Below are 20,861 nucleotides of genomic sequence, written 5' to 3' on the forward strand. Positions count from 1 at the left end.
TACCTTGCCCAGCCCTGGCCGACATCGGGTCAGGAGATCTTGCGGCGGTAGGTCAGGGTGGCGAACAGGTAGGCCACCACGAGAATGCCGACGCACCAGGCGAGGGCGGTCCAGATGCCCGATCCGACCGGCTTCTGCGCGAAGAGGTCTCGGATCGCGTTGACGATGGCGGTCACCGGCTGGTGCTCGGCGAAGGCGCGCACCGGGCCGGGCATCGACGCGGTGGGCACGAAGGCCGAGCTGACGAACGGCAGGAAGACCAGGGGGTACGAGAAGGCGCTCGCGCCGTCCACCGACTGGGCGGTGAGGCCCGGGATGATGGCGATCCAGGTCAGCGCCAGCGTGAACAGCACCAGGATGCCGGCGACGGCGAGCCACCCCAGCACGTTCGTTCCGGTGCGGAAGCCCATGAGCAGTGCGACGAGGACGACGACGACCAACGAGATCAGGTTGGCGACCAGCGAGGTCAGCACGTGCGCCCAGAGCACCGACGATCGTGCGATCGGCATGGACTGGAATCGTTCGAAGATGCCGCCCTGCATGTCCAGGAAGAGCCGAAAGGCGGTGTACGAGATGCCCGAGGCGATCGTGATGACCAGGATGCCGGGGAGCAGATAGTTCACGTACGAGTCGGAGCCGGTCTCGATCGCGCCGCCGAAGACGTAGACGAACAGCAGCATGAAGGCGATCGGCATGACGGCGGTCGTGATGATGGTGTCCGGGCTGCGGGCGATGTGGCGCAGTGAGCGTCCCAGCAGGACAGTGGTGTCGCCGAGGAAGTGCTTGTTCATCGTTGTTCCTTCTCGGTCTTGGCGCCGACGAGGGTGAGGAAGACGTCCTCGAGGGTCGGCTGCTTCTCGACGTACTCGATCTCAGCGGGTGGCAGGAGCTGCTTGAGCTCGTCGAGGGTGCCGTTCACGATGATTCGTCCCTCGTGGAGGATCGCGATCCGGTCGGCGAGTTGTTCGGCCTCGTCGAGGTACTGGGTGGTGAGCAGCACCGTCGTGCCGCCGCGGGCGAGTTCCTTGATCGCCTGCCACACCTCGATGCGCGCCTCCGGGTCCAGCCCGGTCGTCGGCTCGTCGAGGAAGATGACCGGCGGGTTCCCGATCAGGCTCATCGCGATGTCGAGACGGCGACGCATGCCGCCGGAGTACGTCCGCACCCTCCGGGCGCCCGCCTCGGTCAGCGAGAAGCGCCTCAGCAGGTCGTCCGCGATTGCGCCGGGCTCCTTGAGGTGCCGCAGCCGGGCGACCAGGATCAGGTTCTCCCGCCCGGTGAGGATCTCGTCGACCGCCGCGAACTGCCCGGTGAGACTGATCGACTGTCGTACGTCGGCGGCCTGGGTCGCCACGTCGAAGCCGGCGACCCGGGCCGTCCCGCCGTCGGCCCTGAGGAGCGTGGCCAGGATCCTCACCACTGTGGTCTTGCCGGCACCGTTCGAGCCGAGCAGGGCGAAGATGCTGCCCAGCGCGACGTCGATGTCGACGCCGCGCAGCACCGTCAGCTGCTTGAACGACTTCTCCAGGCCATGCACGTGGATCGCGGGCTGCTCGGCCTGAGCTGGCGTGTGCGAATTGCTCATGGCGGCAGCATGGAGGGTTGACGCAGCGTCAGGGTCAAGCCCGAAGCCGCAGGCCTCAGTCGGGCTTCGGCTGGGACCGTAGGCGACGCATCTGGGCGTGGCTGAGGTCGTGCGCTCGGTCCATGTGGCGCGTGATCACCTCCAGCTCCTCGTCGGTGTGCTCGTCGAGGAGTGCCTGCCAGGACTGGCCGAGGTCGTCCCAGACCGCGGTGACCCGGTCGAGGCGATCCGGGACCGGGGCGACCAACACCCGGCGCTCGCCACCGGGGTCCGGCAGGGCCGGGCCCTCATTGACGCCGCGGCAGCCGCCGGCCTCGGTCACCTCGTGTTGACCACCGTCGCGCACGCCGACCGCCGCGTCGACATCGCCCCCGACGAACGCACACCCACCCAGCTGGCCGAGATCCTCGCCGACACCATCAGCCGCCTGATCACTCACGCGCAGGTGCCGCTGGCCCAGGTGCGACAAGCGGTCCACCGACCTGGCGGCCATGTTCGGCTACTTCAGCACCGTGGGTCTGGCCGTCGACGTCGCCGCGCTGCACCGGGACTACTCGGAGGTCGGCTGTCACAGCTTCGCCGACTGGGCCCTCGCTCAGGACTGGCCCGCGCTGCTGTCGGAGACGCGTGCGCGACCCTGACTCTTAACTCCGATGTCATCACCCGATCCCACTGGTGACGTGTCGCCGTCCGCCGGAAGGAGTTGGCTGCCAGTCGTCGCACTACGTCTTGACCAGGAGTTGATCCACGTGCCTTCCTCTCGTCGTACCTTCCTCGCCAGCGGCGCCGCCGCCGGCGTCGGCCTTGCCGTCGCGGGCGGCCTGCCGTCCCTGGCGCAGGCCAGCCCGGCCCGGCCGCACCCGCCGGTGAAGCCCGGTAACGTGCCCTTCCCGCCGCTCGTGGACGACCCCAAGGGAATCCTGGCCCTGCCCAAGGGCTTCAGCTACACGGTGGTCACGCGTACCGGTGTCACCCGGCTCGACCGCGGCCAGGGCACCACCCCGTCCGACCATGACGGCATGGCCGTCTACGACGCCGGCCACGGCCGGTACACCCTGATCCAGAACCACGAGATCGACCCGGGCGCCGAGTTCGGCGTGCCGCACGTCAAGGGAACTGTCTACGACGCGGGCGCCGTCGACGCCGGCGGTTGCACCGTGATCAAGACCGACCTCGCCGGCCGCAACCTGGGTGAGTTCGTGGCGCTCTCCGGCACCATCTCCAACTGCGCCGGCGGTCCGACCCAGTGGGGCACCTGGCTCACCTGCGAGGAGACCGAGGACCGGGCCGGCGACACGTGGGAAGAGGGCGGCCGGTCCGGCGTCTACCAGAAGGACCACGGCTACGTCTTCGAGGTGTGGGCCGACGGCAGCGCCGACCCGAAGCCGATCAAGTGCCTGGGCCGCTACTCCCACGAGGCCCTTGCCGTCGACAAGGACCGCACCCGGGTCTACCTCTCCGAGGACGCCGACGGGCCCAACGGTCTCTTCTACCGCTGGACGGCGCCACACGGCGTCAAGCTGGGCCCGGGCGTGCTCACCCGCCTCGCGCCGAACGCCGGCGTTCTCGCCGCGATGCAGATCATCATGGATGACGGTTCGGTGCTGCCGGACGTCGCCTACCTGACCTCCGCCCAGCTGGGCCGCCCCTTCCCGGTCCGCTGGATCGAGGTACCGGACCGCGACGCGCGCACCACGTCGGTACGCGAGCAGTTCGCCGACGGCCAGGTCACCCGCGGACGCAAGTTCGAGGGCGTGTGGGCCACCGACGAGGGCGTGTACGTGGTCAACTCCTACGCCTGGGACGAGGGTGACCTGCCGGCGGACGCGGCGCCGCACGACGGAATGGTCTGGTTCTACAACTACAAGAACCAGACCATCCAGCTGGTGACGTACTTCCCGCACCAGACCGCCTCCGAGGAGGGTACGGCGGTCAAGTACACCGACCTCACCTTCGACGGCCCGGACAACGTGACAGTCACCCCGTGGGGAAGCCTCGTTCTCGCCGAGGACGGCACGGGAGCCTCGCACGTGCTCAGCACGATCCCGGGCGGGCCCACGTACGCGATCGCCCGCAACCAGCTCAACGACTCGGAGTTCTGCGGGCCGACCTTCAGCGCGGACGGCAAGGTGCTCTTCGTCAACATGCAGGACCCGGGCCTCACCCTGGCCATCACCGGTCCGTGGGAGAAGTACCTGGGCTGACCGAGCCCACACGGTGGGGGCCAGGCGATTTCGCCCGGCCCCCATCAGGCTCGGCGGCACTAGTCGAGGCAGAACTCGTTGCCCTCGACGTCCTGCATGTTGAGGCACGACTCGTTCTCACCGTCGGCGAGCAACAACTGCCCGCGTACCGCGCCGAGCGGGATCAGCCGCGCGCATTCGGCCTCGAGGGCGGCCAGGCGCTCTTCGCCCACGAGCCCGGTGACGACCCGCACGTCGAGGTGCACCCGGTTCTTGACGACCTTGCCCTCGGGCACCCGCTGGAAGTACAGCCGTGGGCCCACCCCCGACGGGTCACTGCACGCGAACCACGAACCCTGCTCGAAACTGACATCGTCCCAGGTGGCGAGCCCCTCCGGGGGCGGCGGCGGGACGTACCCCAACACCTCACACCAGAAACGACCGACGCGCACGGGCTCGGCGCAGTCGAATGTCACTTGGACCTGCTTGACCAACATCCGTTCACCTTATGAGTCGTGCTGCCGCCGCTGTCCTCGCGCCCCAGGTGCTAGGAGGTGACGCGCTGGCGTTGGTAGTGGCGGGCGGCCTTGGCGCGAGCGCCGCAGCCGTCCATCGAGCACCAGCGTCGGGTGCCGTTGCGCGACGTGTCGTAGAAGTGCAGGACGCAGGCGGGGTTACCGCAGCGTCGGATGCGGTGGGGTTCCTGACCTAGCAGGTCCAGGTAGTTGATGGCCGCTCGCCAGGAGGGGAGCCAGCCCGGGTCGACGTCAGGCTGCTCATGCGCGGCCCCCGCACGGAGCGTGTAGCGCGAAGCACCACGGGCGAGGATCGCGTTGACCCCCCGTTCGGCGGCGTCGTCGGGCTGTTCGAGGACGCGGCGCAGCGCGGACCGCGTCTCCCGTAACGGGGTCTCCACCGCTGCGGGGTCACCCTCCAGATGGTGTTCGGCGAGCCATCCCCGCAGCCCGTCCGGCTCGTCGAACAGGTCGACCCGGCGGCCCCGCTCGACCCACTGGGTGTTGACCAGGTCCAGTGCGAGGGGTTCGCCCATCAGTGGCCGACGTGTCATGTCACCAACCTTACCACCGTCCGCCGTTTGACAGGTTAGTCGTCGCGACGTATCTTCTTACCGGTAAAAGTCGTAACGATGGTTAGGTGACCCCTGGAAGGTGCTCGTCATGCCACACCGCTACCTGCAGGAACTGACCACCGCGTCGGTGGTCGCCGCGCAACAGCGCTACGGCAGCCGGCCCGCCATGCAGCGCATGACCGCCGGGTGGGACACGGATGCGACATTCAGTGACGATGAGGCCGCTTTCATCACCGAACGCGACAACTTCTACCTCGGCACCGTCGGCGAGGGTGGCTGGCCGTACCTCCAGCACCGCGGCGGCCCACCCGGCTTCCTGCACGTCCTCGACCCCGTCGACGGGCACAGCGTCCTCGGCTGGGCCGACCTGCGCGGCAATCGGCAGTACCTGTCGGTCGGCAACCTCGCCACGTCACCGCGGGTCTCGCTGCTGCTCATGGACTACGCCCACCAGCGCCGGCTCAAAATCATCGGCACGGCGCACGTCACCGACGCGCGGGACAGCGGGTTCGAGGAGCTGCTGGCGAGGCTGAGCGCGCCCGGACCAGCGGGCCGGGTCGAACGGTTGATCACCGTCACGGTGCAGGGCTACGACTGGAACTGCCCCCAACACATCACGCCCCGCTTCACCGAGGCGGAACTCTCCGACGCGCTCGCGCCGGTACGCGACGAACTCGCCCGCCTGCGCGCCGAGAACCAGGCCCTGCGCGAGCAGGCGCGTCAACAACCAGGGAGAACACCATGAACAAGCTGACCGTACGCACCGTCGGCGGCCCCACTGCCGTCCTCGACTACGCGGGCCAACGCGTCGTGCTGGATCCGACCTTCGACGATCCGCGGACGTACCAGAACGGGCCGGTCACGGCCACCAAGTTCACCGGCCCGAGCGCAGCGCCCACGGACCTCGACCCGGTCGACGTGGTGCTCGTGTCGCACGAACACCACATCGACAACCTCGACATCTCCGGGCGGGAGTACGCCCGCCGGGCCCGACGGGTGTTCACCACCACGGCGGGGGCGCCGAATCTCGGGCCACTGGCGACCGGCCTGCGGCCCTTCGAGTACGCCGAGGTCGGCGACGTGCGCGTCACAGCGGTTCCGGCGCTGCACGGTTCTCCGGAGATCGGCGTGGTCAACGGCCCGGTGATCGGGTTCGTGTTGGAGGCGGCCGGTTGGCCGACCGTCTATGTCAGCGGCGACAACGCCTCGCTGGATGTGGTGGCGGTCGTCGCGGAGCAGTTTCCGGCGATAGAGATCGCGATCCTCAACCTCGGCGCGGCCCAGATCGCGGCCCGCGGCGAGGCGTTCCTCACCCTGACCGCGGAACTGGCGGCCCGAGCGGCGACAGTGCTCGGCGTCCGGGCGGTCATCCCGGTCCATCAGGACGGCTGGGGGCACTACACCCAGGGCGCCGACGACGTCGTGCGGGCCTTCGAGGCCGCGGGCCTGACGGACGTGCTCGTCGACCTGCGACCCGGCGACTCAGCCACCGTCTGACCACGGCCTGCGGATATCTCACTCCACCTTGGTGAGAAGTGGTTTCCCCTTCTCGACGACGTACGTGGCCAATTCGACAGCAACACCATCGCCGACGTTGCGGGCCTGGTGGTGCACACCGTACGGGACCGTGAGCGCGTCGCCGGGATTGCACACAATGGGTGGCTGCCCCTCCAGCCGATATTCGAGCGTTCCCTGCAGAACACAGATGATTTCCTCGCCGGGGTGGAAATGCTTGAACGGTGGCGAATCCGGGGTGAACTCCACCCGCGTCTGAATGACCTCTCGCCCGGGGATGCTGAGGTCGTGCCGTTGCAGATCGATCCGCCACAGCCCTGGTGCTGACTCCACCGCCGTGGGGCTGATCCCCTCGGGTCGATCCTTGGTGCTCATGACGGCCTCCTGTTAGCCGTCGGGCCGACGGCCATTACTCGGATTGGTGCATCCCCGTCGAGAATAGGGAGTCACAGACGATCGGGGGCGGGGATGCCGACACGGAGGTCCGATTCCGCGAAGCGGGCCTGTGCCGGGCGCGTAATTCGGCTTGTGCTGTTCCCTGAGGACTGCTTCGCTGTTGCCCGTGACCGAGCTTCGTACGCCGCGACTGCGCCTGCACCCCATCGACACCGCAGAGGGGGAACGCATCGTCGGGCAGCGCGCCGGGGCCGGGGACGACTGGGCCGAGGACTTCCCTTTCGACGGCGACGTCCTCGGCGTGCGGGGCTTTCTCGCCGCCACCGCTGCCTACGGCGACCGACGTCCGTTCGGGCACTACCGGATCACCCGCACCGCCGACGGAAAAGCCATCGGAGGAATCGGTTTCAAGGGCCAGCCGGAGGACGGACGCATCGAGGTCGGTTACGGCCTCGCCGCGTCAGCCCGGGGAAACGGCTACGCGGCGGAGGCACTGGCCGCCCTGCTCGACCTCGCGACCGCGCACGGGCTGTCCTGCGTTGTCGCCGAGACCACCGGCGACAACGTCGCCTCCCGGCGGACCCTCGAACGTGCCGGCTTCCGGCACACCGGCACCAACGACGATCTCTACCGGTACGAGGTACTCCTCGGCGCCCCCTCGCGACCGACTCGGACGCGGTAGTCCGATCCGGCGGCGGCCCGCTGCAGCCGAGGTCACCGACGAGGCAGCAGCCCTCGATCGGTCATGTGGGCGCGCAACGTCTCGGCATCCTCGGCGGACATCAGCCAGCGGGGGATCACGGTCGCGGGCATTCGGCCGACGTACACGACCCAGAAATCTCCGGTTTCCCGCACCTGGGCAACCCCGTCCCAGGCGATGCCGCCGGACTCCGAGCCGCTGCGCATCATGATGTTGTCATCGGTGATGTCGTAGGCGCCCTCGACGGCGTAGTTACCGGAGCGGCGTCGGGCGCGCGCCAGCACCCACGGCCGGTACAGCATCGACAGCACGCCGGCCACGACCAGCGCGGTCCACAGCGGCGAACTCCGCTCGCCCCACCCGAACCCTCGCGAGACGACGAGACCGATGACCCCGACTGCCGTCAGGACCGCCCCGATGTAGCCGAATCTGCGGAGCCGGGCGTTGCCGAGCGCAGCGGCCACCCGGCTCGGGTAGGCGGGATCGGCGGGGACGTCAAAACGGATCTGCACGCCAGAACGATAGTGCCTCCACCCGCCCCGGAAGGCGCCTTGCCCCGCCCCACCTGACACGGCGAGGGCATCCGGGTGCGGCAGTCTGACGAGGTGAACGCCGACGACGTCCGAGTGCCCCGGGCCCAGGCGGGGTCGAGCCCGCAGCATCTGCTGACGACAGTGCTCGGCGAGTACCTCGACTCCTCCGACGCCGACCTGCCGTCGACGGCGGTCATCGCGATTCTGCGGGAGTTCGGGATCAGCGAGTCCAGCGCCCGTGCCGCGTTGTCCCGACTGGTCAAGCGTGGTCTCATCGCGACAAGGAGGAAGGGCCGGTCGCCGGTCTACCACCTCACGCCGCAGGCGATCGCCAAGCACCGCTCCCGGATGCGGCACTTCCTGAACTTCGGCTCTCACCCAGTGCCCTGGACCGGCGAATGGGTGCTGGCCTCCTTCTCTGTTCCGAACACCGGCCAGGCGTCCCGTCATGCGCTCCGCAGGTCGCTGACCGCACTGGGGTTCGTGGGCCTGTACGACAGCGTGTGGATCCGGCCGGGATCCGACGCCGCGCCGGCGCGGGAGGCGCTGCACGACCTGCTGCACCGCGTCGAGGGTGCCCGATGGTCGGTCCTGCACGTCCGGTTCGACGAGGAGGCAGGGCCACACGGGCCGGCCTCCGCGTACGACCTGACCAGTCTCGCGTCCGCGTACTCGAGCTTCATCGAGCAGTACGCGGAGCTGCGGACAGCCGCGCGCAACGGGGAGGTGGACCCGGCCCGGGCGTTGGTGGCTCGGACCTCCGCGATGGATTCCTGGCGGAAGTTCGCCGACATCGACCCGGACCTCCCCCCGCACCTGCTGCCGGGGTCCTGGCCTCGCCGGGAGGCCAGGGAGACCTTCCTGGACATCCACACCACGCTCGGCTCGCTCGCTCAGGCGCGTCTGGTCGAGGTGGCGACGCCGCACTGGCCGGATGCCGCCTCGTGGATCACCCACTTCCAGGCGTCGAGGGATCCCTCGCGGCCGGAGCCGACCGGCGGAAAGCACTGCAGCGGCCCACTCGCCGGCTGACGACGGAGCGGCCGGTCAGAGCCAGCAAGACATTGACACTTTTCATTGCGACAGTGATAGTAACTGCATACAGCTCCCATCGGAGCGCCTGTAGGGACCGCGGCCGGGCGGTCGCCGGCGCTGAATGGGCGGGCAGTGGCGACCGAGGGCACGGCCGCCGCTCAGGCGGCGACGCGCCGACGTCGACCACACCCGTGGCCAGCGCCGAGCACTCTCGTCGGGGCGCGAGTGACACCACCGCCACCGTTGGGAGCGCCACAGTGACTGTTCCTGGAGGATTCAATGAGAAGGCGAGCAAAGATCTACGCGGGGCTGTTGGCCGCCATCGTTCCGGTCACCTCCGTGATCATGGCACTCGGCGGGACACCGGCGTCCGCCGCGATCGGCGGTTCCGGCCCCTACCCCGCCGACTACGAAACCTCGGCCACCCTGGCCAACCACACCATCTTCCGGCCGCAGACCCTCCCGTCCGAACGCCTGCCCATCGTCGTGTGGGGCAACGGCGGCTGCTCGGCCAACGGACTCTCCCAGGGCAACTTCCTCCGCGAGATCGCCTCCCACGGCTTCCTCGCCATCGCCAACGGCGCCCCGAACGGGTCCGGCTCCACCACCTCCCAGATGCTCACCCAGTCCATCGACTGGGCGGTCGCGGAGAACTCCCGGCAGGGCAGCAAGTACTACAACAAGATCGACACGAGCAAGGTCGCTGTGGCGGGTTTCTCCTGCGGAGGCCTGGAGGCGTACGCCGTCTCGAACGACCCGCGCGTCACCACGACCGGCATCTTCAGCAGCGGTCTGCTGAACGACGCCGACGACTACCAGCTCAGGAGACTGACCAAGCCGATCGCCTACTTCGTCGGCGGGCCCAGCGACATCGCCTACCCGAACGCCATTGACGACTGGGGCAAGCTGCCCGCGGGCCTGCCCGCCTTCATGGGCAACCTGAACGTCGGGCATGGCGGCACCTACGACCAGGCCAACGGCGGAGAGTTCGGCCGGGTGGCGACTCTCTACCTCAAGTGGCGCCTGAAGGGCGACACCACCGCCGGCCGCACCTTCGTCGGCGCCGACTGCGGTCTGTGTAGCAGCCAGTGGAGCGTCCAGCAGAAGAACCTGACGCTCGACGACGGCACCCCGCCTCCCACCACCCCGCCTCCCACCACGCCGCCGCCGACCGGTACCACCGGCTGCACCGCTGTCTACTCCGTCCAGGACCAGTGGAACGGCGGATTCGTCGCCAACGTCAGCGTCACCGCGGGAACAACAGCCCTGACCGGCTGGCGGGTCACCCTCACCCTGCCCAGCGGCGCGTCGGTCAGCTCGCTCTGGAACGGGGTCAGCAGCGGCACCAGCGGGACCATCACGGTCGCCAACCAGAGCTACAACGGGCGACTGGCCGCAGGTCAGGCCACCAGTTTCGGCTTCCAGGGCACCGGCAGCGGCAGCGGAACCACAGCGAGTTGCACCGGAAACTGACGCCCCCGGCAGATCGAGTCGTTCGGTGGGCCGGTGCCCCGGCACCGGCCCACCGAGGCACGGCCGATAGGGAAGACTGGCGCGCATGGCTGATCTGAGCGATGCGAAGGCCGCGCTTCACCACTACCTCCGGGAAAGCCGCGAAAACCTCGTCTGGAAGCTCGACGGGCTCAGCGAACGGGAGGTCAGGCTGCCCCGCACGGCGACCGGCAACAACCTGCTGGGTGCGCTCAAGCATTGCCTCAACGTCGAAGCCGGCTACTTCGGGCCCACCTTCGGTCGCGAATTCCCGACGCCCGACGAGCTGGTCCCCTTGGCGGCGTACGACGAGGACCCGCAGGCGGACTGGTACGCCCGTGAGGACGAGACGAAGGACGGGCTGATCGACCTGTATCGCCGGGTTGGCGCGTTCGTTGACCAGACGATCGACCAGTTGCCCCTCGACGCGCCGGGGCAGGTGCCGTGGTGGCGGCCAGGTCGGCAGGACGTGACGCTACAACGGATCATCATCCACGTGACCTGCGATCTCGCCCGGCACGCAGGTCACGTCGACATCATGCGCGAACAGCACGACGCGGCGATCGGCCTCCGGCGGACCAACACCAACATCCCCGACGACTACGACTGGCCGGCCTACGTCAGCAAGCTGACGAAGCTGGCCGACCAGTTCTGATGATCGACAAGACTGTCGGCGTAGGAGACGACCTCCCCCAGATCGAAGCGGCGTTCCTGGGCACGCCACTGGCCGGCCTGCCGCTCGGGCACGGCCCGTCGGGCACCATCCTCGTTGCCGACGTCGACCCCGACCGTCTGCACGAGGTCTGGCGGGCCGCCGAGGCGCTGGTGCCGGTCATCGGACGCCGGCCCGTCATGGTCACCGACGACTTCGACGACGCACTGACGATCCGGTCCGAGCCCGAGCAGGGTCCGTCGGAGTCGGAGCTGCGCGCCTTCGTCGACGTGGCGGCATCGTCCGACCCCTGGCTGACCTACCGCCACTACAGCGAGGACCAACAGGTCGACGAGGACGAGATCGAGTTCTACGCGCGGGGCACGACCGGCGTCGACCTGACCGCCCTGATGCCTGATGTGGCGCTGCCGACCTCACTCCCGGTGCTGGAGCGGGCGCTGTACGACCGGCTGCTCGCCGACGCCGACCTGCACGCCCAGGTGCTTGGCAACGTGCGGCTCGTGACGCAGACCGAGTACTGGTACACGCCGGACAGCGTCCTGCTCATGTTGCTGCCGACAAGTGACGTCCGCGGCTCGGCGTACTGGGTTGACTTCTACGGTGCGCTCACCGAGGAGGACCGCCAGCGGCTCGCCGAGGTACTGGCCCAGTGGCGGCACCGGTGGGACGCCCGCCTGGTCGCGTCGTGGGACACCATGCTCCAGTTTCAGGTGGGCCGTCGCCCGACGCCGGGTGACGAGGCGTGGGCTGCCGCTGGTCAGCTCAAGGCGCTCGCTCCCGACCTCGAACTGAGCCAATGGGAGGTCGCCGTCGCCCTACCGGCCGGTGACGCGTGGTTCATCCACAATCGGCCCTGACAGGCCCGGTTACGTCGGTTGCCCGGTCGCTGGCCTCGCGGTCTGCGTGACCCCTTCCTGGCGCAGTTCGAGGACGTGGGGCTGGTCGTCGGTCTGGACGAACCGAACCTCCAGATCGAGGTCCGGGTGTCGGTAGCTACCGTCCGGGGCCGCCGAGAGGACGACCGGTTGCTGGGTCGAGGCGGCGAAGGTCAGTTGGCCGTCGGTGAGGGCGATGTCGATCGGGTAGTCGTCGCGCAGGACGTAGCGGCCCGTCACGTCGGCAGGCGGCGCGGGGGTGATCCTCGTGATGGCGTACCGACGGTCCACGGCGGCGCGGACGCTGACCAGCAGCTCCCAGCCATCCTCGGAATTGGTCATCGCCGCGACGGCGGCGCCGCTGTCGGGCCACACGTAGGAGAAGCAGGTGTAACCGACGTTCGACCCGGTGTGACCGAAACGCCGACGCTCGGCGCTGCGTTCGCCAGCCGTCCGGAATCCTCGTGCCGCCGCCGTGGTGGCCATGCGCCACCTGATCCGGTCGCTGGTGCGGAAACTGCTGGTCGAAGCTGCTGTCGGCCATGGCCAGCGGGGTACCAGGTGTCGGACAGGCCGGCAGTGTGCGCCAGCAGCTGTCGTACCGTGACTTCCTGCTGGTCGTCGCGGCCGGGCAGGTGCCACGAGGTGAGGTACTCGCCGATGTCGGCGTCGAGATCCAGGGCACCGCCCTGGACCAGCAGCAGCGCGCCGAACGCCGCGACATGCTTACTGATCGAGCAGGCCGCGAAGGCGGTGCTCGCGGTCACCGGAGTCGACGTTCCGACCGCCGTGACGCCGAACCCTGCCGCCCACACCTGCCCGCTCACGTGGCCGACGGCGATGCTGACCCCCGGCACGTCGTAGCCGCTCATCAGCTCGGGCAACGACGCTGTGTCCGGTGAGAGCCGCCCGGACGACACCTGCCGGTCGAGCTCGCCCAGCAGCGAGACCCAGTCCTGAGGCAAATCCACGACGTCGATTGTCGACGGCGCCCACCGGTGGATCAACTCCCGTCAGCCGGTGGGGCTCGTGACGCTACGGGAGACCTCCCGGATCAGATCGAGCGGTTCTTCGGTCCAGTGGGAGGCGAGGACGAGTTCCCGGGCCGGGTCGACCCACAGCAGGTGTCGTCCGCCGTTGCCTCGGGCGCTGCGGCCGGTCGTCGGGGCTCCGGGCCACGGCACCTGCTCATCGTTGAGCCACCACAGGTAGCCGTACTCCCGTTTGACCGGGCACGGGGCCCAGGACTGGTCGACCCATTCGGCGCTGAGCAGCCGGGTCCCGGCATGGGTCCCCCGGTCCAGGAAGAGCTGCCCGATCAGGGCCAGGTCCCGGGCCGGGACGATCAGTCCCCCGCCCCAGTGCGCGCCGCCGGAGACCACCTCGACCCGGCGGCCGTCGAGGTCGACGACGCTCGTCCGGTACCCGTGCCACGACCACCGGTCGGAGGCGCCCACCGGGTCCATGATCCGCTCCCGTAGCACCTCCGGCAGCGGCCTGCGAAGCAGCAGCGTCAGCGCGTACGCGAGCAGGTTCATCCGTACGTCGTTGTACGCCCATCCCTGGCCCGGGGGTGTGCCGTGCACCTCGGTCCGCTCGCGGAAGCTCTGCGCGTCGACGGCCGTCGGCTTACCCCACAGCTCGCCCTCCCACTGGCTCGACTGCTGCAACAGATGACGCCAGGTGATCTGCTCGTTGTGCGGCCCCCGGAACTCGGGAACGTCGACGACCTGGTGCACCGGTTGGTCCGGCACCAACAGCCCGTCGTCGAAGGCGAGGCCGGCCACCACCGACACGACCGACTTGGTGACGCTGAACGCCATCTCCGGGACGTCCGGGTCGCCCCAGGCCGCGACCTCCCGATTTCCGACCCGGACAACTCCACTGGCCCCACTGGCAGCAAGCAGCGGACCGACCACCTCGCGGTGACTGGCGTCGGAGACCTGTGCCGCCTGGTAGGTCTCGATGTCGGCGGCGGCCGTCGTCCACCGAGCGCCGAACTCCCGGACGATCCGCTCCAGCCGCTGCTGATCCACCGACGCGTCACCCATGCCCAGCAGTGTCCAACACCCCCACCACCGGCGGGGCGAGCCATGACCAGGCACATAGGATCGGGCGACCTCGTACGCCGGACCTGAGGAGCGTCAGGTGACCCTGCTGGAGCGTCTGCACCTGGCCGGCATGAGTGAGGTCGTCTCGGTGCAGCCGGTGACCGGCGGGCTCGCGGCTCTCGCAGGCATCGCCACCCGCCGCAATGCCCCACCGGTGTTCGTCAAGGGCTTCGACGACCCTCCGGCCGACGACGTCTTCGTCGCCGAGGCCGAAGGGCTGGCCGCCCTGGGCGAGTTGGGCGGTGTGGCGACACCCGAGGTGATCCTGGCGGATCGGGACGTCCTGGTGTTGTCGGTGTTGAGCGAGAGGCCGCGCAGCGAGGCCTTCTGGGAGCAGTTCGCACACCTGCTCGCCCGCCTGCACCTGAGCACCACCCATCCCCGTTTCGGCTGGCACCGCGACAACTGGCTGGGCCGTCGCCGCCAGGTCAACACGTGGAACGACGACGGCTTCGCCTTCTTCGCAGAGCACCGGCTGCTGCGGTGGCTCGACGAGCCGCGCGTCGAGGCGGCGCTAGACGCGGAGGACCGGTCGGCGTTGGAACGGCTCTGCGACCGGCTGCCCGACCTGCTGCCGGAGCGTCCGGCGTGTCTGACGCACGGCGACCTGTGGGCACAGAACGTCCTGGCCACCGCGGACGGAGAGCCGGCGCTGATCGACCCAGCCGTGTCGTACGTGTGGGCCGAGGTCGACCTCGCGCACGTGTGGTCCACCTCGCCCCCGCCCGAGGCGCGACGGATGTTCGAGGTCTACGCCGAGCTGACCTCGCTCGACGCCGACTGGGAGGCCCGGATGCCGGTCATCCAGCTACGACAACACCTCGCGGTGCTGGCTCAGTTCGACGACGACTGGGGCGCGGCCGATCAGATCCGCGCCGTCCTGGCCCCGTTCCGAACGCGATCCTGACCACACGCGCGGCGTGAGGGGTCGGGCCCTCCATTACGGTGACCCCCTGGAATGGGGGGTGGGCCATGACACCGGAGGTGTCGCCGCGAAGGGCCAGGGCCGTGCTCGTCACGCTCTCCCTCGCCGCGTTCGCGTTCATCACGACCGAGCTGCTGCCAGTCGGTCTGCTGACCCGCATCGCACCCGATCTGGACCGGTCCCGCTCACAGGTGGGCCTGCTGGTCAGTGGGTACGCAGTCGTGGTGGTGCTGGCGTCAGTGCCGCTGACCCGACTGACTCAGCGGGTGCCCCGGCGGCACCTGCTCGGCGCCACGATGTTCCTGTTCGCCGCCGCGAACGCCGCCGCCGCGCTCGCGCAGACGTACGCCGTGCTGGCCGGCACCCGCCTGGTGACCGCCCTCGCCCAGGCGCTGTTCTGGTCCGTCGCCACGGCGACAGTGATCGGTCCGTTCCCGGTCGCGGTGCGCGGTCGGGCGGTGGCGCTGTTCGCGACCGGGGCGACGCTCGCCCCGGTGCTCGGCGTACCTCTCGGCACCTGGCTCGGGCAGCAAGCCGGCTGGCGCGCGGCGTTCGCGGTGCTGGCCGGTATCGGTGTGGCGATCGCCGCCGCTGTGCTGCTCCTTCTTCCCTCCTATCCCCCGGCCGCCGGCGGCGCTGCCCGGGGCACCGCACCGGACGGGCGGCGCTTCGCCGTCCTGCTGATCGCCACCGCCCTCGGCATCGGCGGCTTCATGACCCTGCAGACCTACGTGACACCGTTCCTGCTCGACGTCAGCGGCTTCGCCGACGCGGTGCTGGCGCCGCTGCTGTTCGTCTCCGGCGCGGCCGGCGTCGTCGGGACCCTGGTCGCGGCCCGGACTCTGGACACCCGACCGATCGCTTCGCTGCTGACGCCGCTGAGCATCGGCACGGCGTCGCTGCTCGGGTTGTACGCGCTCGGCGCGCTCAAGCCAGGTGTGGTCGCGCTTCTCGCCGGGATCGGCCTCGCGTACGCGGCGTTCGGCTCCGCGGTGCAGAACCGGATGCTGCACCTGGCCCCCGGCAGCACCGACATCGCGTCGGCCGGAGTCAGTATCGCCTTCAACGCCGGCATCGCCGGCGGATCACTGCTCGGCGGCGCCCTCCTGCCCACCTCGGGGGCACGCCCGCTGGCGCTCGCGGGCGGGCTGCTGGCGCTGGCCGCGCTCACGCTGCTCGCCGTGGACGCGCGTCGCGGCCGCGTCGTCGCGCCGGAGCCGACCGTCGCCCCGGCCCGGGTGGTAGGACCGCACTGACGTCCGTGCGGGTGAGCGGCGGGACAGCAGGTATCCGGTGCCCGCGGCGGCGAGCCCGGCAAGGCCGGCCGTCGCGAAACCGCCCGCCGGCACGGAGAGGTCGATCGCCACGCCGACCAGCGGGGCTCCGAGCGCGAAACCGGCGCTCTGCGCCGACGACTGCAGACCCGTCACCTCGCCGCGCACACCGGGCGGCGCCAGGCGGCTCACCGCGTCGGCCACAGTGCCAAGGGTCGGCGCGGTGAGTAGTCCGCTGCCGACGACGGCCACGCACAACCACTGCCACTCGTGGGCCAGGCCGGCGGGGATCGTCACGAGGCCGAGCAGGGCGAGCAGCAGCCAGGTGGGCAGTGGCCGGGTCAACGCGCCGTAGATCAGCCCGCCGATGACCGACGAGACACCGAACACCACGACGACCACGGCGGCCCAGGACACCTGACCTGCCTCCCGCAGGGTGGCGACGATGGCGAGGTCGACGCCGCTGAGCAGCGTCGTCGTCCCGAACGCCATCGTCAGCACGGCGATCATCCTGGCGTCCAGCCACTGCCGGCGTGGGGGTCGTTCCGCAGCGGCGGCGTCCACCTCGTCCTGGGCGCGCATCGGTGGGTTGAGCACGGCGATGCCGACACCGCCGGCCAGGATCGCGGCGCCGACCCCCCACGCCACCACGTCGGGGGACACCGTCGCCGCGCCCAGGATCACCACCGCGGGCCCTACGATGTACGACAGTTCGCCCTGCACCGATTCCAGCGCGAACGCGGCCCGGCGCTGCTGCGCCGTCGTCATCGCGGCGATCGCCTGTCTGCTCACCGCCTGGGCCGGCACCATCAACAGGCCCGCCGCGAAGCTGGCGACCAGCAGGAACCCGTACGGCAGGACGGGCACGCCCAGCCAGAACACGACCTGCGCGGTGGCGGTCACCAGCAGGACGAGGCGCAGGCCCCGCGAGTCGATCATGCGGCCGAGCAGCGGCCCGCCCAGCGCCACTCCAGCCGTCAGGGCCGCCGCGACCCCACCGGCTGCCGCGTAGCTCAGCTCCAGGCCGAGGACGACGACGAGGGTCAGCGCCATCACGTCGGCCGTTATCGCGGTGCGGGCGAGCAACGAGACACCCAGCAGCGGTGCCATCCCTGGCACGGCGAGCACCTGCCGGTAGCTGGTCACCCGGTTGACGCTAGTTCCGCCCGTACGTCATAAGAAGACGCCATTTCGTTGAGGCTGGCATAATGACTGCTTATGGCAAGGGACCTGGAGACCGCCCTGCTGCGGTCGTTCGTCGCCGCCGTGCGGGAGGGCAGCATCAGCCGTGCCGCTACCGCTCTCGGGCAGACCCAGCCCGGTCTCAGCCAGCAGCTACGCAAGCTCGAAGGCGTCGTCGGTCGTCCGCTGCTGCACCGGTCGTCGTCCGGTGTGTCGCCGACAGGGGCGGGCGAAGAACTCCTGCCGTACGCCGAACGCATCCTCTCGCTCTCCGCACAGGCACTCGCCGAAACCGGACGCGCGCTCACCGGCCACTGTGGCGTCGGGTTGCTCGAAGACCTCGCCGCGGCCCACCTTCCGCAGGCCCTCGCCGACCTCGCCCGGCTGCATCCCGGGGCGACGCTGGAGGTGCTCAGCTGCTCCAACGCCGCCATGCGGGAGGCCTACGACGCGGGCCGCGTGCACCTCGTGCTCGACGCGGTACCGGACATTCCCGGGCCGCCGCGCTGGACGGTGCGCGCCCCGCTGGTCTGGGCGACCGGGCAGGGTGTGGACGTGAGCGCCGATCCGCTGCCGGTGGTGCTGTTCTCCAACCCGTGCTCCTGGCGTACGTCGGTGCTGGACGCGCTAGAGCGTGCCGATCGACGTTGGCGGGTGGCCTTCGAGAGCAACAGCCTGGTCGGGGTGCTCGCCGCGGTACGGGCCGGGCTCGGCGTGGCGGCGCTTATGCCCGCGAACCTCGAACCGGTCATGATCTGCCGTGACACGGCTGCCCTGCCCGTCCTGCCGGACGTCGAGTTCGGTCTCGCCCGGCACCCGCGGACCGATGGTGATCCGCTCATCGACGCCGTGGAGACGGTGCTCCGTCGCATCGTCTGAGCACCTGGCCCGGAGCCCCGAGGACGAAGACCCCGTCCTGTTCGCGGACGGTCAGCGTGGTCATCGGCTCGCCCTCGCCGGGCGCGACCGGGGCAGGCCGACGATGAGGATGACGCCGACGCTCAGGTGCAGCAGTGCGAGGGTCACCTTCGCTCCCCCGCCGACGCCACTCGGCGGCCCAATCACGAGTGACAGCAGCAGGACGGCGACCGCTGTCGAGGTCCACCAGACGCGGGAACGGTTGGTACGGCGTTCCAGCACCGCGAGCAGCGCCCAACCGGCCAGCGCCGCGACTGTGGTGGCCACGATGACCGCGGCCACAGTGACCTGCCGGGTCGAGTTCGCGGACCTGACCGCCAGGTCGACGCCGGCCGCCGAGTGCAGGAGCACGAACTCGACCACCGCCACCACTATCGCGCCGGCCGCCACAGCGGCCCGTCCCAGGAAAAGGTTGTTCGTCATGGTCTGAGTCTGTGGACCGGGCCGGGCCGGACGCGTCGGTCCAGACGCCGCGGCGGGTACGTCCGCCGGCGCGTCGGCGTACTACCAAAGGAGGTGGTCCGGCCGACCGCGAGCCCAGTAGCGTGCGCCATGTGGATGCGGCGACGTGCGAGGTCGAGCCGCCGCGGACGTGGCGTTCCGTTCCGGTGGTCGTGACGACAGTGGCGATCGGCGTCCTCGTCGCGACCATGTTGTGGTCGGCTACCCGGTCCAGCTCCGCCGGCCTGGTCGGCGTCGACGTCGCGCTGGCGGTGACCGCCCTGGCCCTCGTCCCGGTGGTCGTCCGCCGCCCGCAGGTCGGTGGCGTGCTGGCCGGCCTGCTCGTCGCGTTGTCTCCGGTGGCCACGCCGGTGGCCAGCTTCGCGGTGCTGTTCGTCGCCCGCAACCGGCCGTTTCGGCAGGCGGCGGCGGTGGCGGCGGTCGGCGTGGCGGGCGAGGCGGCGCAGGCGTTCTGGCGGCCGGTGCCCAGCCTGACGTACGGGTGGCGGCTGGTGCTGATGACGATCGCCTACGCGGCCCTGCTCGGCTGGGGCACCTGGGCGCAGGCCCGCCACGCCCTGCTGGCCGCGCTGCGGGACCGGGCCCGACGGGCCGAGCAGGAGCAGGAGCGGCGGGTCGACGAGGCGCGGGCGGCGGAGCGCAACCGGATCGCGCGGGAGATGCACGACGTGCTGGCCCACCGGCTGTCCCTGCTGGCGGCGGCCGCCGGCGCGATGGAGTACCGACCGGACGCGCCGCCCGAGCGGCTCAGCGCGGCCGCCGGGGTGATCCGGGCCAGCGCACACCACGCCCTCGACGAGCTGCGCGAGGTCATCACCCTGCTGCGCAGCGACGACACCGAGTCGCCCACCGACGCACCACCCGGGCAGACCCTCGCCGACCTGCCGCGCCTGGTGGACGAGGCGCGGGCCGCCGGGCAACAGATCGAGGTCGACGACCCGCTCGGCCCGTCGGTCGAGATCCCCCCGACGGTCGGCCGCACCGCGTACCGGATCGCGCAGGAGGCACTGACCAACGCCCGCAAGCACGCGGCCGGTCAGCCGGTCCGGCTGGTGCTCGGCGGCGCGCCCGGCTCCGGCCTGAGCATCGCGGTGAGCAACCCGACCACGCCCGACAGCGGTGCCACCGGTAGCGCCGGTACCGGCCTGATCGGCCTCGCCGAACGGGCTGCGCTCACCGGTGGTCGGGTCGCCCACCAGGTCGACGCCGCGGGCCGGTTCCACCTCACCGCGTGGCTGCCGTGGCCGACGTGACGGGTCCGATCCGGGTCGTCATCGTCGACGACGATCCCCTCGTACGGGGGATGCTCACGCTGATGCTCGACGGCGCCGACGGGATCGTCGTGGTGGGCGAGGCCGCCGACGGCGCCACGGCGATCACTGCGGTGGACCGGCACCTGCCCGACGTGGTGCTGATGGACATCAGGATGCCCGGCGTCAACGGCATCACCGCCACCGAGCGCCTGCGCCGCCGCCACCGGCCACCCGAGATCATCGTGCTCACCACGTTCGACACCGATGAGCACGTGGTGCGGGCCCTCCGAGCCGGCGCGAGCGGCTTCCTGCTCAAGGACACCCCGCCCGAGCAGATCAGTCAGGCGGTCCGTGCGGTGGCGGCCGGCAACCCGATGCTGTCTCCGGGCGTGACGCGCCGCCTGATGCAGCGGGTCGCGTCGGGGGCCGAGTCCTACGAGCAGGCGCACGAGCGGTTGACACTGCTCACACCCCGGGAACGCGACGTCGTGCTGGCCATCGCGCAGGGGCGCTCCAACGCCGAGATCGCCAGCGAGCTGCTGATGAGCGTGACGACGGTGAAGGCCCACGTGTCGCACATCCTGACCAAGCTGGATCTCGACAACCGCACCCAGATCGCCCTGCTCGCCCACGACGGTCGACTCCTCTGACCGGGAGCCG

General features: G+C 70.3%; 25 protein-coding genes and 1 pseudogene. 14 read left to right on the forward strand and 12 right to left on the reverse strand.

Going from position 1 to position 20,861, the window contains the following annotated elements; genetic code table 11:
* Positions 1-29 precede the first annotated feature (29 nt).
* Genes OG992_RS11685 through OG992_RS11695 form a run of 3 tightly spaced genes read right to left on the reverse strand, consistent with a single transcriptional unit; the run spans position 30 to position 2,078 of the window.
* Positions 30-791, reverse strand: a complete 762-nt coding sequence (locus OG992_RS11685) for an ABC transporter permease (RefSeq protein WP_238686489.1) — start codon at positions 789-791, stop codon at positions 30-32.
* On the reverse strand, positions 788-1,585 hold the full coding sequence (locus OG992_RS11690; RefSeq protein WP_266303229.1) for an ABC transporter ATP-binding protein: 798 nt from the start codon (positions 1,583-1,585) through the stop codon (positions 788-790). Before OG992_RS11690 ends, OG992_RS11685 begins: the two co-directional genes overlap by 4 nt.
* 55 nt (positions 1,586-1,640) lie before the next feature.
* Complete coding sequence (locus OG992_RS11695; RefSeq protein ID WP_266303230.1) at positions 1,641-2,078, reverse strand: hypothetical protein; 438 nt, start codon at positions 2,076-2,078, stop codon at positions 1,641-1,643.
* Here OG992_RS11695 and OG992_RS11700 point away from each other — a divergent pair.
* Both OG992_RS11700 and OG992_RS11705 read left to right on the forward strand, forming a co-directional pair.
* Entirely contained in the window at positions 2,077-2,226 is a 150-nt protein-coding gene (locus tag OG992_RS11700) for a hypothetical protein (RefSeq protein WP_266303231.1), read from the forward strand. The genes OG992_RS11695 and OG992_RS11700 overlap by 2 nt on opposite strands.
* Positions 2,227-2,334: 108 nt before the next feature.
* The gene (locus OG992_RS11705) at positions 2,335-3,789 is read left to right on the forward strand and encodes an alkaline phosphatase PhoX (RefSeq protein ID WP_266303232.1); all 1,455 of its coding nucleotides are present in this window, start codon (positions 2,335-2,337) and stop codon (positions 3,787-3,789) included.
* Positions 3,790-3,848: 59 nt separating this feature from the next.
* Here the strand turns inward: OG992_RS11705 and OG992_RS11710 are convergent, their stop codons facing one another.
* Entirely contained in the window at positions 3,849-4,265 is a 417-nt protein-coding gene (locus OG992_RS11710; RefSeq protein ID WP_266303233.1) for a VOC family protein, read from the reverse strand.
* Between the two features lie 50 nt (positions 4,266-4,315).
* Positions 4,316-4,837: a CGNR zinc finger domain-containing protein gene (locus tag OG992_RS11715; protein WP_238686496.1), complete on the reverse strand. Its 522-nt coding sequence runs from the start codon at positions 4,835-4,837 to the stop codon at positions 4,316-4,318.
* Between the two features lie 109 nt (positions 4,838-4,946).
* Between OG992_RS11715 and OG992_RS11720 the strand changes: the two genes are divergently transcribed.
* Both OG992_RS11720 and OG992_RS11725 read left to right on the forward strand, forming a co-directional pair.
* Positions 4,947-5,603: a pyridoxamine 5'-phosphate oxidase family protein gene (locus OG992_RS11720; RefSeq protein WP_266303234.1), complete on the forward strand. Its 657-nt coding sequence runs from the start codon at positions 4,947-4,949 to the stop codon at positions 5,601-5,603.
* A complete protein-coding gene (locus tag OG992_RS11725; protein WP_238686498.1) occupies positions 5,600-6,355 on the forward strand; it encodes an MBL fold metallo-hydrolase in 756 nt (251 codons plus the stop codon). Before OG992_RS11720 ends, OG992_RS11725 begins: the two co-directional genes overlap by 4 nt.
* An 18-nt stretch (positions 6,356-6,373) precedes the next feature.
* Here the strand turns inward: OG992_RS11725 and OG992_RS11730 are convergent, their stop codons facing one another.
* Positions 6,374-6,748: a cupin domain-containing protein gene (locus OG992_RS11730; protein WP_238686500.1), complete on the reverse strand. Its 375-nt coding sequence runs from the start codon at positions 6,746-6,748 to the stop codon at positions 6,374-6,376.
* A gap of 187 nt (positions 6,749-6,935) precedes the next feature.
* On the opposite strand from OG992_RS11730, the gene OG992_RS11735 reads away from it, so the two are divergent.
* Complete coding sequence (locus OG992_RS11735; protein WP_238686502.1) at positions 6,936-7,451, forward strand: GNAT family N-acetyltransferase; 516 nt, start codon at positions 6,936-6,938, stop codon at positions 7,449-7,451.
* A gap of 32 nt (positions 7,452-7,483) precedes the next feature.
* On the opposite strand, the gene OG992_RS11740 is transcribed toward OG992_RS11735, so the two are convergent.
* Positions 7,484-7,981: a YcxB family protein gene (locus OG992_RS11740; RefSeq protein WP_238686504.1), complete on the reverse strand. Its 498-nt coding sequence runs from the start codon at positions 7,979-7,981 to the stop codon at positions 7,484-7,486.
* Positions 7,982-8,074: 93 nt separating this feature from the next.
* Here OG992_RS11740 and OG992_RS11745 point away from each other — a divergent pair, with 93 nt between their 5' ends.
* From OG992_RS11745 to OG992_RS11760, 4 genes are all read left to right on the forward strand, one after another.
* On the forward strand, positions 8,075-9,034 hold the full coding sequence (locus OG992_RS11745; protein WP_266303235.1) for a PaaX family transcriptional regulator C-terminal domain-containing protein: 960 nt from the start codon (positions 8,075-8,077) through the stop codon (positions 9,032-9,034).
* Between the two features lie 282 nt (positions 9,035-9,316).
* Positions 9,317-10,510 (forward strand): cellulose binding domain-containing protein, encoded by a 1,194-nt coding sequence (locus tag OG992_RS11750; RefSeq protein ID WP_266303236.1) that lies wholly within the window; start codon positions 9,317-9,319, stop codon positions 10,508-10,510.
* Positions 10,511-10,595: 85 nt separating this feature from the next.
* Positions 10,596-11,183 carry a DinB family protein gene (locus tag OG992_RS11755; RefSeq protein ID WP_266303237.1) on the forward strand — a complete coding sequence of 196 codons (588 nt, stop codon included), beginning with the start codon at positions 10,596-10,598 and terminating at the stop codon, positions 11,181-11,183.
* Entirely contained in the window at positions 11,183-12,058 is an 876-nt protein-coding gene (locus OG992_RS11760; protein ID WP_266303238.1) for a DUF4253 domain-containing protein, read from the forward strand. The genes OG992_RS11755 and OG992_RS11760 overlap by 1 nt, the downstream gene beginning before the upstream one ends.
* Positions 12,059-12,067: 9 nt before the next feature.
* Here OG992_RS11760 and OG992_RS11765 read toward each other — a convergent pair whose 3' ends face one another.
* The 3 genes from OG992_RS11765 to OG992_RS11775 are packed head-to-tail and all read right to left on the reverse strand — an operon-like array spanning position 12,068 to position 14,127.
* Complete coding sequence (locus tag OG992_RS11765; protein ID WP_266303239.1) at positions 12,068-12,418, reverse strand: hypothetical protein; 351 nt, start codon at positions 12,416-12,418, stop codon at positions 12,068-12,070.
* Entirely contained in the window at positions 12,415-13,047 is a 633-nt protein-coding gene (locus tag OG992_RS11770; protein ID WP_266303240.1) for a serine hydrolase, read from the reverse strand. The genes OG992_RS11765 and OG992_RS11770 overlap by 4 nt, the downstream gene beginning before the upstream one ends.
* A 42-nt stretch (positions 13,048-13,089) precedes the next feature.
* On the reverse strand, positions 13,090-14,127 hold the full coding sequence (locus OG992_RS11775; RefSeq protein WP_266303241.1) for a serine hydrolase: 1,038 nt from the start codon (positions 14,125-14,127) through the stop codon (positions 13,090-13,092).
* Between the two features lie 97 nt (positions 14,128-14,224).
* Here OG992_RS11775 and OG992_RS11780 point away from each other — a divergent pair, with 97 nt between their 5' ends.
* Together OG992_RS11780 and OG992_RS11785 are read left to right on the forward strand one after the other, a co-directional pair.
* Positions 14,225-15,094, forward strand: coding sequence for a fructosamine kinase family protein (locus OG992_RS11780; protein ID WP_266303242.1), 870 nt, complete (start codon positions 14,225-14,227; stop codon positions 15,092-15,094).
* Between the two features lie 65 nt (positions 15,095-15,159).
* Positions 15,160-16,368: an MFS transporter gene (locus OG992_RS11785; protein ID WP_266303243.1), complete on the forward strand. Its 1,209-nt coding sequence runs from the start codon at positions 15,160-15,162 to the stop codon at positions 16,366-16,368.
* 303 nt (positions 16,369-16,671) lie between these two features.
* Here OG992_RS11785 and OG992_RS33795 read toward each other — a convergent pair.
* Positions 16,672-17,496: pseudogene (locus tag OG992_RS33795) on the reverse strand (MFS transporter); the annotation flags it as partial.
* 108 nt (positions 17,497-17,604) lie between these two features.
* Here OG992_RS33795 and OG992_RS11790 point away from each other — a divergent pair.
* Positions 17,605-18,447, forward strand: a complete 843-nt coding sequence (locus OG992_RS11790) for a LysR family transcriptional regulator (protein WP_238686517.1) — start codon at positions 17,605-17,607, stop codon at positions 18,445-18,447.
* 60 nt (positions 18,448-18,507) lie between these two features.
* On the opposite strand, the gene OG992_RS11795 is transcribed toward OG992_RS11790, so the two are convergent.
* A complete protein-coding gene (locus tag OG992_RS11795; protein WP_266303244.1) occupies positions 18,508-18,909 on the reverse strand; it encodes a DUF6069 family protein in 402 nt (133 codons plus the stop codon).
* A gap of 131 nt (positions 18,910-19,040) precedes the next feature.
* Between OG992_RS11795 and OG992_RS11800 the strand changes: the two genes are divergently transcribed.
* A complete protein-coding gene (locus OG992_RS11800) occupies positions 19,041-20,201 on the forward strand; it encodes a sensor histidine kinase (RefSeq protein ID WP_266303245.1) in 1,161 nt (386 codons plus the stop codon).
* Complete coding sequence (locus tag OG992_RS11805; protein WP_266303246.1) at positions 20,189-20,851, forward strand: response regulator transcription factor; 663 nt, start codon at positions 20,189-20,191, stop codon at positions 20,849-20,851. The genes OG992_RS11800 and OG992_RS11805 overlap by 13 nt, the downstream gene beginning before the upstream one ends.
* Positions 20,852-20,861: the final 10 nt, after the last annotated feature.

This window comes from Micromonospora sp. NBC_00362, assembly GCF_026342155.1.
In the GTDB taxonomy this organism is placed as follows: domain Bacteria; phylum Actinomycetota; class Actinomycetes; order Mycobacteriales; family Micromonosporaceae; genus Micromonospora; species Micromonospora hortensis.